Annotated in this window: 14 protein-coding genes; 4 read left to right on the top strand and 10 right to left on the bottom strand. The window is 68.1% G+C overall.

What is annotated here, in order from left to right; all coding sequences use genetic code 11:
- Positions 1–460: 460 nt before the first annotated feature.
- Both OID54_RS30450 and OID54_RS30445 read right to left on the bottom strand, forming a co-directional pair.
- Positions 461–2035, bottom strand: coding sequence for an MFS transporter (locus OID54_RS30450; RefSeq protein ID WP_329024744.1), 1575 nt, complete (start codon positions 2033–2035; stop codon positions 461–463).
- Positions 2036–2179: 144 nt separating this feature from the next.
- Positions 2180–2554: a cupin domain-containing protein gene (locus OID54_RS30445; RefSeq protein WP_329024742.1), complete on the bottom strand. Its 375-nt coding sequence runs from the start codon at positions 2552–2554 to the stop codon at positions 2180–2182.
- A 73-nt stretch (positions 2555–2627) separates the two neighbouring features.
- Between OID54_RS30445 and OID54_RS30440 the strand changes: the two genes are divergently transcribed.
- Positions 2628–3101, top strand: a complete 474-nt coding sequence (locus OID54_RS30440; RefSeq protein ID WP_329024740.1) for a MarR family winged helix-turn-helix transcriptional regulator — start codon at positions 2628–2630, stop codon at positions 3099–3101.
- A gap of 100 nt (positions 3102–3201) precedes the next feature.
- On the opposite strand, the gene OID54_RS30435 is transcribed toward OID54_RS30440, so the two are convergent.
- The 6 genes from OID54_RS30435 to OID54_RS30410 form a co-directional block, all read right to left on the bottom strand.
- Complete coding sequence (locus OID54_RS30435; RefSeq protein ID WP_329024738.1) at positions 3202–4203, bottom strand: TIGR03842 family LLM class F420-dependent oxidoreductase; 1002 nt, start codon at positions 4201–4203, stop codon at positions 3202–3204.
- Positions 4204–4268: 65 nt separating this feature from the next.
- A complete protein-coding gene (hydA, locus tag OID54_RS30430; protein WP_329024736.1) occupies positions 4269–5675 on the bottom strand; it encodes a dihydropyrimidinase in 1407 nt (468 codons plus the stop codon).
- Between the two features lie 223 nt (positions 5676–5898).
- The gene (locus OID54_RS30425; protein ID WP_329024734.1) at positions 5899–7179 is read right to left on the bottom strand and encodes an aspartate aminotransferase family protein; all 1281 of its coding nucleotides are present in this window, start codon (positions 7177–7179) and stop codon (positions 5899–5901) included.
- Entirely contained in the window at positions 7176–8018 is an 843-nt protein-coding gene (locus tag OID54_RS30420; RefSeq protein WP_329024733.1) for a nitrilase-related carbon-nitrogen hydrolase, read from the bottom strand. Before OID54_RS30420 ends, OID54_RS30425 begins: the two co-directional genes overlap by 4 nt.
- A 364-nt stretch (positions 8019–8382) precedes the next feature.
- Positions 8383–8763 carry a PPOX class F420-dependent oxidoreductase gene (locus OID54_RS30415; protein WP_329024732.1) on the bottom strand — a complete coding sequence of 127 codons (381 nt, stop codon included), beginning with the start codon at positions 8761–8763 and terminating at the stop codon, positions 8383–8385.
- Positions 8764–8783: 20 nt separating this feature from the next.
- On the bottom strand, positions 8784–9038 hold the full coding sequence (locus tag OID54_RS30410) for a helix-turn-helix domain-containing protein (protein WP_329024730.1): 255 nt from the start codon (positions 9036–9038) through the stop codon (positions 8784–8786).
- 55 nt (positions 9039–9093) lie between these two features.
- On the opposite strand from OID54_RS30410, the gene map reads away from it, so the two are divergent.
- Positions 9094–9861, top strand: coding sequence for a type I methionyl aminopeptidase (gene map, locus OID54_RS30405; RefSeq protein WP_329024729.1), 768 nt, complete (start codon positions 9094–9096; stop codon positions 9859–9861).
- Between the two features lie 123 nt (positions 9862–9984).
- Here map and OID54_RS30400 read toward each other — a convergent pair whose 3' ends face one another.
- On the bottom strand, positions 9985–10704 hold the full coding sequence (locus OID54_RS30400; protein ID WP_329024728.1) for a glycoside hydrolase family 75 protein: 720 nt from the start codon (positions 10702–10704) through the stop codon (positions 9985–9987).
- A gap of 313 nt (positions 10705–11017) precedes the next feature.
- Positions 11018–12826 (bottom strand): gamma-glutamyltransferase, encoded by a 1809-nt coding sequence (gene ggt / locus OID54_RS30395; protein WP_329024726.1) that lies wholly within the window; start codon positions 12824–12826, stop codon positions 11018–11020.
- Between the two features lie 120 nt (positions 12827–12946).
- On the opposite strand from ggt, the gene OID54_RS30390 reads away from it, so the two are divergent.
- Together OID54_RS30390 and OID54_RS30385 are read left to right on the top strand one after the other, a co-directional pair.
- Positions 12947–13678 (top strand): hypothetical protein, encoded by a 732-nt coding sequence (locus OID54_RS30390; protein ID WP_329024724.1) that lies wholly within the window; start codon positions 12947–12949, stop codon positions 13676–13678.
- Positions 13679–13793: 115 nt separating this feature from the next.
- A complete protein-coding gene (locus tag OID54_RS30385; RefSeq protein WP_329024722.1) occupies positions 13794–14117 on the top strand; it encodes a hypothetical protein in 324 nt (107 codons plus the stop codon).
- The last annotated feature ends 18 nt before the right edge of the window (positions 14118–14135 follow it).

The raw sequence follows: 14135 nt of genomic DNA, 5'->3' as shown, positions 1-14135 counted from the left end.
CCACACGGCAACGCCCTCAGGCGTCACCGGGCCACCGATCGCCGTCCCTTCGGTATCACGCAATGACACCGCTTACCCCCGTCCTAACGACGCCGGGCGCCGAGCGCCCACATTAGGAAATGAATTATTGGCAGAAGAAGGATTTTCGTCCGAACGAAAGCTGTGGCGGCATCCATGGAGACTAGGCCGAACTGCCAGCCACGCAGACACTACGTACGAGGAAGAGACTAAGTCAAGGACCTTTACTCTTGGTTAAGGCAATGAATTCGGAGTATTTGATTCCGCCGCATTCGCCAGCATTTAACGGTGCCATAACGCAGTAACGGAAAGTCATGACTACGCGCCGTGAACCCTGGCTGTGAAATCTCTGTGACGATTCCCCCCAGTCTCCGGACACAAGAGTGCCCGCCGGTGTACGTACCGGCGGGCACCCTCGTGCCACAGGGGGGTCACATGGCCATCAGGCCCGCGCACCCGGCGTATCGGCAGCCTTCGCAGCCGGTTGGGGGGCGGGCGGCATGGGCGGCTTCGGCGCGGTCTTCGGGAGCCAGCGCAGGGCCACGGCAGCGGAGAGCAGGGCGAAGGCCGCTGCCACGAGCATGGTGACCTCCATCCCCGAGAGATAGGCGTCGACCGCGTCGCTCATCAGCGCGGGAGCCCGATCACCGAGCTGTGCGGCATCAACCGCCCGCAGGGTCCCGCCGATCGACCCGGCCGCTTCCTCGCGGAGGGCCTCCGGAAGCACTTCCACCGACTTCTCCATGTCGGAGCGGTACACCACCCCGAGGATGCTGCCGATGACCGCGACCCCCAGGGCCCCACCGACCTGACGCATCGTCTGTGACACCGCCTGCCCGGCACCGGCCTTGACCGGGGGCACCACGGACATCAACGAGGCCGTGGCCGGCGCCATGATGCAGCCCCAGCCGAGGCCGAAGACCAACTGCGCCACGACCAACAGCCAGGTCGGCGTATCGGCCGTGAACTGACTCATGATCACGAAGGAGAGCGCCATGACGACCGAGCCCGCGGTCACCACGGCGCGCGGACCGAACCTCATCACGAGTTTGGGGCATCGGGCCGACATCACCATCGAGCCCACCCCCATCGGCAGCATCAACAGACCGGCTTCCATCGGAGAGAAGCCGAGCACGGCCTGGTAGTAGAACTGCGTCACGAAGATGGCGCCGATGAGGGCGAAGAAGCAGAACGCGATGGCGGCCGAACCCGCCGAGAAGCGGGAGTTGCGCAACAGACTGACATCCAGCGACGGCGCCGCCATCCGGGCCTCGATCACCACGAGGAGTGCGAGCAGCGCCACGCCACCGACAATGGCCCCGAGCGTGCCGGCGCTCAGCCACTCATTGTCCTCGCCCCCCATCACAATGCCGTAGACCAGCAGAGCCACCGCGACGATGGACAGCAGCACACCTATGGGGTCGAACTTGGCGGGGGAAGGGTTCTTGGACTCGGGGACGAGCCACAGCATGAGGGCAATGCCCGCCACGATCAGCGGGGCGTTGATGAGGAAGATCGAGCCCCACCAGAACTGCTCAAGCAGAAGACCCCCGAGCACCGGCCCCACGGCGAAGGCCACTCCGGCTGCCGCTGCCCAGGCCGCGATGGCCTTCTGGCGCTCCATCGGCGGAAAGACGTTCAGGATGATCGCGAGCGTGACGGTGGGCACCACGGCCGCTCCCACGCCCATGACAGCGCGCCACAGGATGAGTTCCGTGACGGTGCCGGCGTACGCGCCCAGGACCGAGCTGATGCCGAACACCATGAGTCCGACGATCAGGGTCTTCTTACGGCCGAATCGATCCGCGCACACACCGCCGGTGAACAGGAAGGCCGCGAAGGTGATCAAGTAGGAGTCGAGAGCCCATTGGAGTTCGGCGTTGGTCGCATCGAGGCTCTGCTGAATCGGGTTGAGCGCCACGTTGATGATCGTGAGGTCCATGACCACGATCAGTACGGTGACGGCGAGCAGAGCCAGGATCGCCCGGCGGCGCCCGCTACTGACTTCGGGGTTCATAACTGTCCTCGATGGAGTTGCGGTTGATGTTGGATTTCCCCGGCTTCGCGCTCGCGTTCGGGGAGCAGCACAGGTCCTGGACAGCGAACGGCCCGACCAGATCCATCGGGGGTTGGCCTGGTCGGGCCGGTCAGGGGAGGGATGTCACTCCGCCCAGGGCAGCGGAATCTTGGCCTCGCCGCCCGGCAGCATCGCCTTGCCCCCGACGACCATGGCGACCAACGCCTCGGCGGGGCTGCCCACGGCCGTGAGCCGCCGAACCGCCCCGGCGGAGAGGATCAGCGCCTGTCCGGCCTTGACCTGTTCGGTCTTGCCGTCCACCTCGACCTCGAACTCGCCCGACAGGGGCATCCACACTTGCTCGCGGTCGATGATGTGCACCGGAGTAGACGCATCGGCCTCAAGCTCCACGCGCCAGGTGCTGACCTCGGCACTGCCCTGACTGGGACCTGCCAGACCGAACATCGATCCGGCGGGCGTGGTGGTCGTCCGCTGCTCGGTCTCACTGACCACGTACATGGAACCTCCTGTGTAAAGCTTCTTTACTTGCAGTGAGTAAAGCCACTTTATAGGCGTGTGTCAAGATGAGCCGATGGAGACCCACGACCCACTTGAGCCCACGGAGATCACCTTCCTGCTCGGAATGGCCTTCCAGCTGGTCCTCTCCGAGTTCGTGAGCCGCCTGGACGCAGCCGGATACGCCGAGCTCCGCCCCATGCACGGCCTGGTCTTCCAGGTGCTTCAGGGTCCCGGGGCAACAAGCAGCGAGCTCGCCGAGCAGCTCGGGGTCACCAAGCAGGCCGCGGGCCAGATCATCGACGACCTGGAGAAGCGGGGGTACGTCGAACGCCAACCGCACCCCGCGGGTGGTCGACGCAAGCTCGTCGTCCTGACCACCAAGGCGAAGGAGCATCTGGCCGTCGCCGGCCGGGTCTTGCACGGACTGGAGGCCCAGTTGACCAAGCAGCTCCACGAGGTCGGCCTGGAGGTTCCGCGCGCCGAGCTCGCAGCCATCATCCGGACGCTCGCCGGGGAGTCGATCCCGCCACTGCGGCCCGTCTGGTGAGTCCACCGCCGCACACGGTGCTCGGCCCACCCGTCACTGCTGCCGGGCGGAGCGACCGCGGGGAAGGGTACGCCCACCGGCGGTGCTACGCCCGGGAGGATCAGCCGTTGAGTGCGGGAATGACCTGCGCGCCATAGGCGTCGATCGTGGCTTCCTTCGCGTCGTGCATGTTGTACACGGCGAACTGGTCGACGCCCAAATCCCGCAGGACCCTCAGCTTCTCGATGTGCGCCTCCGCGGGACCGAGCAGACAGAAGCGGTCCACGATCTCGTCGGGGACGAAGTCCGTGGACGGGTTGCCGGCGCGACCGTGGTGGCTGTAGTCGTAGCCGTGCCGCTCCCTGATGTACGCGGTCAGGGCCTCCGGGATCACATCGGAGTGCTCACCGTAGCGGGACACCAGGTCCGCCACGTGGTTGCCGACCATCCCGCCGAACCAGCGGCACTGTTCACGGGCGTGCGCCAGATCGTCGCCGACGTACGCAGGAGCCGCGACGCAGACCTTGATGGACGCCGGGTCGCGCCCCGCCTCGGCGGCTGCCGCACGCACCGCCTTCACCATCCACTCCGTCAGATACGGATCGGCGAGTTGCAGGATGAAGCCGTCGGCCTTCTGCCCGGCGAGTGCGAGCGCCTTCGGCCCGTACGCCGCCATCCAGACGGGCAGCTTGCCGTCCTTCACCCAGGGGATTCGCAACGGCTGTCCATCGACCTCCGCCTCACGTCCCTCGGCGAGATCGCGAATGGCGTCGATCGCTTCGCCGAGGCGGGCCAGGGTGTTGGGCTTGCGTCCCGCCACCCGCATCGCCGAGTCACCGCGCCCGATGCCGCAGACCGTGCGCTGACCGTACATGTCGTTGAGCGTGGCGAAGGTGGAGGCGGTGACCTCCCAGGTCCTGGTGCCGGGGTTGGTCACCATGGGGCCGACGACCAGGCGTTGGGTGTGCTCCAGGATGCGGCTGTAGATGACGAAGGGCTCCTGCCAGAGCACTGCCGAGTCGAACGTCCAGCCGTGGGTAAACCCCTGGCGCTCCGCGCGCTGCATCAGCTCGACGACGGCCGATGCCGGCGGGTCCGTCTGGAGGACGAGTCCGAAGTCCATGTGTCGAGGGCTCCTTGCTCCGCGGTGCTCGCGGTCCGTGGCTGGGGTGGCCGATCGGGCGGCGATCAGCCGAGGTACTGGCAGGTGCCCCGCGGGACGTACTGGCCGTGCCCGGCGCGGCCGGTGAACTCGCGCCGGTCGATGACCACCTCTCCGCGCGAGAGCACGGTCTCCACCTGGCCGGTGATGTTCCTGCCCTCGTACGCGGAGTAGTCGACGTTCATGTGGTGGGTCTCGGCCGAGAGCGTCTGCTGCTGTCGCGGGTCGTAGATGACGACGTCCGCGTCGGCCCCCGGCGCGATGGTGCCCTTCTTGGGGTAGAGGCCGAACATCCTGGCCGGCGTCGCGCAGGCGATCTCGATCCAGCGGCGGCGAGTGATGTGTCCGTCGAGCACGGCCTGATGGAGGAGGTCCATCCGGTTCTCCACGCCAGGCAGCCCGTTGGGGATCTTCGAGAAGTCGTCGCGTCCCAACTCCTTCTGGCCGGTGAAGCAGAACGGGCAGTGGTCGGTGGAGACGACCTGGAGGTCGTTCGTGCGCAGCCCGCGCCAGAGCGCCGTCTGGTGTTCCCGGGGGCGCAGCGGTGTGCTGCACACGTACTTCGCGCCTTCGAAGTCCGGTTCGGCAAGGTTGTCGGTGGAGAGGAAGAGGTACTGCGGACAGGTCTCGCCGAACACGTTCAGGCCCTTGTCACGGGCGACGGCGATTTCGGCGAGGGCTTCCTCGGCCGATACGTGGACGACGTACAGCGGTGCACCGGCGACCCTGGCGAGTTGGATGGCGCGATGGGTAGCCTCGGCCTCCAGCAGGGCCTTGCGGACCTCACCGTGGTACCGGGGGTCGGTGCGTCCTGCCGCGAGGGCCTGCTCCACGAGGACGTCGATGGCGATGCCGTTCTCGGCGTGCATCATGATCAGTCCGCCGTTGTCGGCGGACTGCTGCATGGCGCGCAGGATCTGGCCGTCGTCGCTGTAGAAGACGCCGGGGTAGGCCATGAACAGTTTGAAGGAGGTGACCCCCTCCTGTACCAGCCGGTCCATCTCGCGCAGTGATGACTCATTGACGTCGGAGAGGATCATGTGGAAGCCGTAGTCGATGGCACAGTTGCCGTCGGCCTTGGCGTACCAGGCGTCGAGCCCTTCGCGCAGTTGGTGTCCGACGGACTGCACGGCGAAGTCGATGATGGTGGTGGTACCTCCCCAGGCGGCGGCCCGGGTGCCGGTTTCGAAGGTGTCGGAGGCGAAGGTGCCGCCGAAGGGAAGCTCCATGTGGGTATGGGCGTCGACACCGCCGGGGATGACGTAGCGGTTGGCCGCGTCGATCGTGCGTTCGGCGGTCCAGGACTCGGCGACGGCAGAGCCGTGTGCGGCGAGTGCGACGATCCGACCGTCCTCGATCAGTACGTCGGCGTGGACCTCGTCCGCCGCGGTGATGACGAGACCGCCGCGGATGAGAGTGCGAGTGCTGCTCATGTGCTGCTGCGCTCCCTACTGGTGGGTACGTGGTCGATGCGTGGCCCGCTCCCGGTGTGCCGTCTCCCGGAGTGCGTCCGACGGGCGCCTGCCGTCGGTCGGGGTGTCGGTGCGGAGTGTCGGCACGGGGCGGACGGCTCGCTGGGGCCCTGCGCACCGCAGGGCCCGGACCGGACAGGACACTCTCGGGCCGCCTTGCTCAGGCCCGTCGCCGATCGTCGTCCTAGGCAGCGGCGCGCAGGGCGTGCCCCATGATCGCGGCGCCCTCTTCCGCTTCCGCGATGGTCAGCGAGAGCGGTGGGGCGATCCGGAGCGCGCTGGTGTTGTGTCCGCCGCCCTTGCCGATCAGGAGCCCGCTCTCGCGCGCCGCCTCCAACACCCGGGAGGCAGCCTCGGGGTACGCCTCGTCGGTACCGGGTTTGACCAACTCGATCCCGATCATGAGCCCTCGGCCGCGTACTTCCCGTACCGCGGGCACCTGGGCGCTGACCGCCCTCAGCCGTTCGATCAGCAGCCCGCCGACCCGGCGGGCATTGCCCTGGAGGTCGTGCTCCAGCAGATGGTTGAGGTTGGCGTTGCCCGCGGCCATGGTGACGGGGGAACCGCCGAAGGTGGAAATGGAGTTGGCGTCGAGGGAGTTCATGATGGCCGCGGGGGCGACGACTCCGCCGATCGACATGCCGTTGCCGATGCCCTTGGCGAAGGTGAGGATGTCCGGCGGCCCGTTCTCCGCGTGCGCCTGCCATCCCCAGAAGTGGTCTCCGGTTCGCCCCCAGCCGGTCTGCACCTCGTCGGCGATCCAGAGGATGCCGTGGCGGTCGAGGACCTCGCGGAAGGCCGCGTAGAGGCCGTCCGGCGGTGAGGTGAAGCCGCCGACGCCCTGGATGGGCTCGGCGATCAGCGCCGCCACGTCGCGGGTGTGGCCGAGGAGGTCTTCCAGATCTGCGACACACGCACGGATGAACCGTTCGTCCGACAGTTCGGCGTAGGGGCCCCGGGTGCGCACTCCCCCATGGACGTACAGCGGTTGGATCGGGGAGAGCGTGGTGGTGGTCCAGGCGCGGTTGCCGGTGAGGGAGACCGCGGAGAACGAACGGCCGTGGTAGCTGTTGCGCATGGCCAGCACCTGGTTGGAGCGGCGGTAGGCGGTGGCGAGCAACAGGGCGGTGTCGTTGGCTTCGGTGCCCGATGTGGTGAAGAAGACCCGCGCGTCGGGGATGCCGGACAGTGCGGCGATGCGTTCGGCCAGTTCGATCATGGGCCGATTGAGGTAGAGCGTGGAGGAGTGGATGATCCGCGCCGCCTGTTCGGCCACCGCCTTGGTGACCTCGGGCAGGGCGTGGGCGGTCATCGTGGTGAGGATGCCGCCGAAGAAGTCGAGGTAGCGATTTCCGTCGGCGTCCCAGACGTATCGACCCTCGCCGTGGGTGAGTTCGAGGGGCTGTTGGTAGTAGAGGGCCACCCAGTCGGGGATGACGGCACGGTGTCGGTCGTGGAGGGTCACGGCTGCACCAGCCCTTCGTAGGCGTCGGGTCGGCGATCCCGGTAGAACGCCCACTGCTGGCGGACGGTGTCGATCAGGTCGAAGTCGAGGTCGCGGACGAGGAGTTGTTCCGTGTCGTCGCTGGCCGGGTCTCCGACGAACTGGCCGCGGGGATCGACGAAGTAGCTGGTGCCGTAGAAGTCGTTGTCGCCGTACTCCTCTTGGCCGACGCGGTTGATGGCGGCGACGAAGTACTCATTGGCGACGGCTGCGGCGGGCTGTTCCAACTGCCACAGGTAGGCGGACAGCCCCCGGGAGGTGGCGGAGGGGTTGTACACCAGTTGGGCACCGTTGAGGCCGAGTTGCCGCCAGCCCTCGGGGAAGTGGCGGTCGTAGCAGATGTAGACGCCGACCCGGCCGACCGCGGTCTCGAACACGGGCCAGCCGGCATTGCCTGGACGGAAGTAGAACTTCTCCCAGAAGCCCTTGACCTGGGGGATGTGGTGCTTGCGGTACTTCCCCAGATAGGTGCCGTCGGCGTCGATCACGGCCGCGGTGTTGTAGTAGAACCCGGCACCCTCGACCTCGAAGACGGGGACGACGATCACCATCCCGGTCTCGCGGGCCAGTTCCTGCATCCGTCGGACGGTGGGACCGTCCGGGACGGGCTCGGCCCAGCGGTAGTGCTCGGAGTCCTGCACCTGGCAGAAGTAGGGGGCGTTGAAGACTTCCTGGAATCCGATCACCCGGGCGCCCTGCCGGGCCGCCTCACGGGCATGTTCCTCGTGTTTGGCAATCATGGATTCGGTGTCGCCTGTCCAGGTCGCCTGGACCAGTGCGGCGCGTACGACATTGGCCATGGGCTGCTCCTTCGGCCGGGCGTCAGCGAGCCTCTACGCACGTAGACACGGTACGTAGAGGGAGAACGTAAGCCCCGTCACACATCGGGGCAAGACCATCGGAGTCAACCCGCAGAATCGATCTTGTTTCACCCGAGCGGAGGACGAGCCCAGCAACAACAGGGCTCACCACTGACCCAACCGGCCCCACCTGCACCCGGATACACCGTCAGGACAGCGACAGGGGCCGGAAATGACCGCTCACGGGTCGACTGGACGAGTCGGTGAAGTAACCGGGGAAGGACCGCCGAGGAGCATCGGCGGTCGACCGGGCGGAGGGTAGCGACAGCCACGACGCACCGCGCGCCAGCCCGGAAGCCTTCGGTCAGAGCGTCACCACGATGCCCGTGTGGGGACGCTTGCCACGCCGAGCCACCATCGCCGGCCAGTCGACGAGCCAGAACTGCCAGGTGTACTTGCGGGCGAGCAGGGAGCGCACCCGTGCCGTGCCCTCCGTGTCCAGCAGTTCGGCCGTGCCCTCCGCGGCGGGGGCGCCTTCGGCGATCCGCCCTCGGGCGTCACAGACGGAGACCACGACCCGGGAGTCGTTGCGCAGCCGCTTGACCTTGTAGGAATCGGTGCGGGTCCAGGCGTAGAGCTTTCCGCCGTCCTCGGCGAACCACACGGGCGTGGCGACCCCGGTCCCGTTCTTGCGGAAGGTGGTCACGCTCAGATAGCGGGCAGAGGCGAAGTCAGCGGCGGTCACGGGACGAGCCTAGGGCACGCTCAGGCTGCGGGCAGCAGAGCACAGCGGACCACCAGCTCGTCCATGGAGAGCCCGAGGGCGGACGCAAGGGCGGCCACGGTGAAGAACGCCGGGGTGGGGGCGCGACCGGTCTCGATCTTGCGAAGGGTCTCGGGCGAGATCCCGGCGACCAGCGCGACCTCGACCATGCTGCGCTCGCCGCGCGCCGTACGCAGCATGCGACCGAGGCGCTCGCCGCGTTCGCGCTCTTCCGGGGTGAGGGGGGTACGAACCATGGCGTTATTCTAATGCCGGTATTGGAATACCGCCAGGACCGGTATAGTAATTGGCATGGTTGAGATCAAAACCGATCAGTCGATCGAAGCGATGCGTGAGGCCGGCAGGGTCGTTGCCGGTGCACTGACGGCGGCCCGTGAAGTCGCGACCGTAGGAGCGACCCTGCGGGACGTGGATGCGGCAGCGCGGGCCGTTCTCACCGAGGCAGGGGCCCGATCGCCCTTCCTCGGCTATCACCCCTCGTGGGCCCCCGTTCCCTTTCCGGCCGTCGTGTGCGCATCGGTCAACGACACGATCGTGCACGGCATCCCGGACGACTACCGACTGGGCGACGGCGATCTGCTGAGTCTGGACTGCGGCGCGATTCTCGCCGGCTGGGTGGGTGACTCGGCGGTGAGCTTCACCGTGGGCCGCGCCAGGCCCGAGGACCTCCGGCTCATCGAGACGGTCGAGGCGGCGCTGGAGGCCGGCATCGCGGCGGCCGTGGTCGGCCGGAGGATCGGCGACATCGCCCATGCCATCGGCCGGGTGTGCCGCTCGGCCGGCTACGGCATTCCGGACGGCTACGGCGGCCACGGCATCGGGCGGCGGATGCACGAGGACCCGGGCGTCCCCAACGAGGGCCGACCGGGCCGGGGCATGGTGCTGCGCCATGGCATGGTGCTGGCCATCGAGCCCATGGTGATCGCGGGCGGCACGGACGACCACTACACCGCCCAGGACGGCTGGACGGTCCGCACGATCGACGGCAGCAGGGCCGCCCACGCGGAGCACACGGTGGCCATCACCGATGAAGGACCGCGCGTGCTCACCGTCCTGTGAATGGGTCGACCGGGACGGTCAGCGCCCAGCGACCCCGTGACCCTGTGACCCCGTTACGGGAACGGGCAGACCACGCCCCGTCGCTGCCTTATGGCTGCCTTATGGCTGCCGGACCAGATCCCGTCAGCCGTTCGCCACGAACTCCTTGGCCAGCGAGTTCCCCAGTGTCACCGCGGCGCTGTGGCTCTCGATCGGGGACACCTTGGAGTTCTTGAAGAGGATGTAGGTGACGCCCGACCCGATCCCGCCCGTGGCCGGGTCGGGATCGATGCCGAGTGACTCGGCCATGGCGTAGGAGGCTTCGCCGATGATGCCGGTGGGCCCGGTGTCCCCGACGACTCCGTACCGGACCTTGCCGTCGTGGACCACGGCCACCACCGACCCACCCTTGATCCCGAAGTCGGTGTAGCGCCAGGTGGAGCTGGGACTGGGCACCACGATGAACGGCAACTCCTCCGCGCTCAGCGGTCTGCCGTCCGACTGGTGGAAGGCGGTATCGGGGAGAAACCAGGGGTCGGTCTGGGCATTGCACTGAGTGGTGGCCCGGCCGTCGCAGTCGATGTCCAGATCGGCCGTCCAGAACACCGCCTCATCGGTGCCGCAGACGGGGACGGACTTGGAGCCCCCGGCGTCCTTGGCGTACTTCCCGCTGGAGATCTGCGTACAGCTCCCCGTCCTGGCCAGCAGCTCGGCCGCCCCCACGGTGCCCTCGCGCACACCGTACGCATCGGGGGTGACGACCCGCTGAACCGTCTCCGCCGCGGCCGGCAGGGCGGCGGAGCTCAGCAGGGCAGCCCCCGAGAGTGCGGCGACGAAAGCGGGGAGCAGGGTGGATGAGCGCATGGGAAGATCACCTTTCTGTGCGGAAATGCGTCCATACCCGCTCCCACACAGAACTGATCCCCCGCTGTCGGGGACATCGGGGCAGACCCTCGTACAACAACGGCGGCCCGTCCGACAGTTGATGCCGAACGGGCCGTGGGTGAACGAGGGGCCGGACGGAGTACGCCCGTCCGAGCGGCGGCATCGCCCTCAAGCGCTGTCCGCCGCCGCGGATCGACTGCCCCTCGCCCCCTGCACCACCTCACCCTGCCAGGGTGAACCGGCAGGCCAGACACCCGGCCGACCTGCCTGAACCCGGCTTGGGCAACACCTGCTAGGGGTTGCCGCTGGGCCGCACCACCATCGCCGAACCGCCCCCTCGGCGCACCTTCTCGGCGGCGGCGAGCCATCGTCCATCAGGGAGCCGCTCGATCCCGGTCGCGGCTCCGATCTCCGCGTTGAGGCGGAAGCGGTGACCGATCTTCTCCAGCTTCGCGCGCAGTGAGCTGTCCCAGAGTCCCGGCTCCAGTTCGGTCGTGGTCTGGTTGCGCTGGCTGGCCCGTGGGGCTGCGATCGCCTCCACCAGGGGAAGTCCCCGGTCCAGACGACCCGTCAGGGTCTGGAGGACCGTGGTGATGATCGTCGCCCCGCCAGGAGAGCCCAGCGCGAGCACCGGACGTCCCTCGTCGAGGACGATCGTCGGCGAGATGGACGAACGCGGACGCTTGCTCGGACCGGGCAGGTTCGGATCGTGCACGGCGGGGTTCGCCGGTGCGAAGGAGAAGTCGGTCAACTCGTTGTTCAGCAGGAACCCCCGGTCCGGCACGGTGATCCCGCTGCCGCCGGTGGACTCGATCGTCAGGGTGTACGCGACGACGTTGCCCCACTTGTCCGCGGTCGTCAGATGGGTGGTGTTCTCGCCCTCGAACGTGGTCGGCGCGGTCTTGCCCTTGTTGGAGCAGGCTGCGGGCCTGCGGGGGTCACCCGGGGCCAGCGGGCTGGTGAGTACCGCGTTGTCCTTGATCAGGCAGCCTCGTGAATCGGCGAACCGCTGGGAGAGGAGTTCCTTGACGGGAACGTTCTCGAAGGCGGGATCACCGACCCAGCGGCCCCGGTCCGCGAAGGCGATCCGGCTGGCCTCGATGAAGCGGTGCAGGTACTGGGTCTTGCTGGCGTCCGCCAGATCGGTGCGCTCCAGGATGTTGAGCGCCTCGCCGACACTGGTGCCGCCCGATGAGGAGGGGCCCATGCCGTAGACGTCCAGGCCCCGGTAGGAGATCTTCGTGGGTGCGCGCCGGATGGTGTCGTACGTCCGCAGGTCCCTGGCGGTGAGGTCACCGGGCCTGACCTTGCGGGTCACACCCTCGCCGACGGGTGGCTTGCGGACCGTGCGCACGATGTCCGTGGCGATGTCACCGCGGTACAGCGCCTGCGTACCCTCCCGCCCGATCTCCTTGTAGGTGCGCGCCAGATCGGGGTTCTTGAAGACGGAACCCACCACGGGCAGCTTTCCTCGGGGGAGGAAGAGTTCGGCGCTGGCCGGGAAGTCGGCGAAGCGGTCCCGGTTGGCCTCGGTCTGCGAGCGGAAGGTGGCGTCCACGGTGAACCCGTCGCGCGCCAGCCGCTCGGCGGGCTTCAGCAACTCGCCCAGGGGCTTGCTGCCCCAACTATCGAGCGCACTCTCCCAGGTGGCCGGCGTACCGGGGGTGCCCACGCCCAGGCCGCTGGTCTGGCCCTCGGCGAACGGGATCGGTTGGCCCTTCTCCTGGAAGAGACCGGGGCCGGCGGAGCGCGGCGCGGTCTCCCGGCCGTCGATGGTGTGGACCGTACGGGACCGGGCGTCGTAGTGGACGAAGAAGCCACCGCCGCCGATGCCCGCCGAGTAGGGCTCGGTGACGCCGAGTGCGGCAGCCGTGGCGATCGCCGCGTCCACGGCGTTGCCGCCTCGTTTGAGCACGTCGATGCCGGCGGCCGAGGCGTCCGGATCGACGCTGGCCACCGCGCCACCGTGGCCGACGGCCACCGGTGACTTCGCGGGTGTCTTCAGTAAGGGCTTGGGGTGGGAGGGCGCGGCGGCCCCCAGCGAGACCATCGCTGCCGCGACGGTCAGAACGGTCGCGCTGCGGGCGGCGGTTCGGCCCATGTGGATACCTCCAGTCAACATACGTCCGCGCACTGTAACTTCACCCGGCCGCGGACGTCAGGACACCTGGCCGGGACTGCATCGAACGGCGGTGCGATGGCAGCGATAGGCTGCGCGCCCATGAACGACGACGTACGCAACATCGTGCTCGGTGTGGTGGCCGCCGGGATCAGTGCCACGCTCGGTTGGCTCGCTCGTACCTACCTCTTGCGGCGCAAGCTGCTGCGCAAGCAGACCTTCTTCGGACTGCCGTCGAACTCGGAGTCCTTGTTGGTCGTCAACCGTGAGGCGGGCCGCGACGGGTCCGTGCACCGCTTTGACGTCTTTGCCCTGCTGGAGTTGGCCGCGCTGATCAAGGACTGCGAGGCCCAGGCGGAGATCGTCTGGCATGACATCGCCCGGCAGGGCTTCGGTGAACGTACGGAATTCTGCGTGGGTGGCCCGTACTCGAATCGACGGATGGCCGCTCATCTCCATCATCTGCTTCCCGGAGTGCGCGTCAATGTCGACCCGCAGCCGGGTCCGGACCAGGGCGCGTTCCAGATCGGCTCGGACCGCTATCGACTGGAGGCAGGGGCCGCGGAGTACGTGCTCCTGGCTCGGCTGACGGCCCAGCCGGACGCCCGACCGGTCTTCCTCTTCTGCGGCCAGCGCGCCATCACCAATCAGGCGGCCACCCGCTATCTCGCCCGGAACCACGAGACGCTGGCGAAGAAGCACGGACGGAGTTCGTTCTGCCTGCTGCTGAAGGTGGTCAACTCCCAGGCGTACGGCCCGGACGTCGTCGAGGTGGTCGCTGACGTGACCGTCGCGGCCAGGACACCGCTGCCCTCGGGCGCCGCCGCGGGATGAGCCGGCGCCGTACGCGGTTGGCACAGCGACCGGGGACTGCCGGCGGTGGGGCCGCTCACCGCTCCGTCCACCGCGGGAGAAACCCGGTCGGGGTTCTTGTGCCGCTGAGGGTGGGATGACCAAGGAGAGCGGCGCCCCCGTCGTGTGCGGCTTCGACGCGGGCCCGCTCGGCCTCGGCAAGCGGGTCCGTCAAGCGTCCGGTACACCCACGGACCGACCCCTGGTGGTCCCAGCACTTCGATGCGGAGTGGTTCTCCACTCCGGCGAAGTGCCGGCCCGCACCCGTGTCACCGTGGTCTGGACGCCTCGACCTGCTCTGTCCATCGAGCACGACCCTGCCGGCGCAGCTGACCTTCTCCTCGTTCGCGACCGCCCCTCGTCATCCGTGGGTGTCGCGACGCCAGAAGTGATCACCGACTGCGGCCGGAGCCCCGTCTAGGGCTCCGGGTCATGCCCC

Source organism: Streptomyces sp. NBC_00690, from assembly GCF_036226685.1.
Lineage (GTDB): Bacteria > Actinomycetota > Actinomycetes > Streptomycetales > Streptomycetaceae > Streptomyces.
The sequence above is the reverse complement of the archived record's forward strand: the minus strand, read 5'-3'. Positions and strand labels throughout refer to the sequence as shown.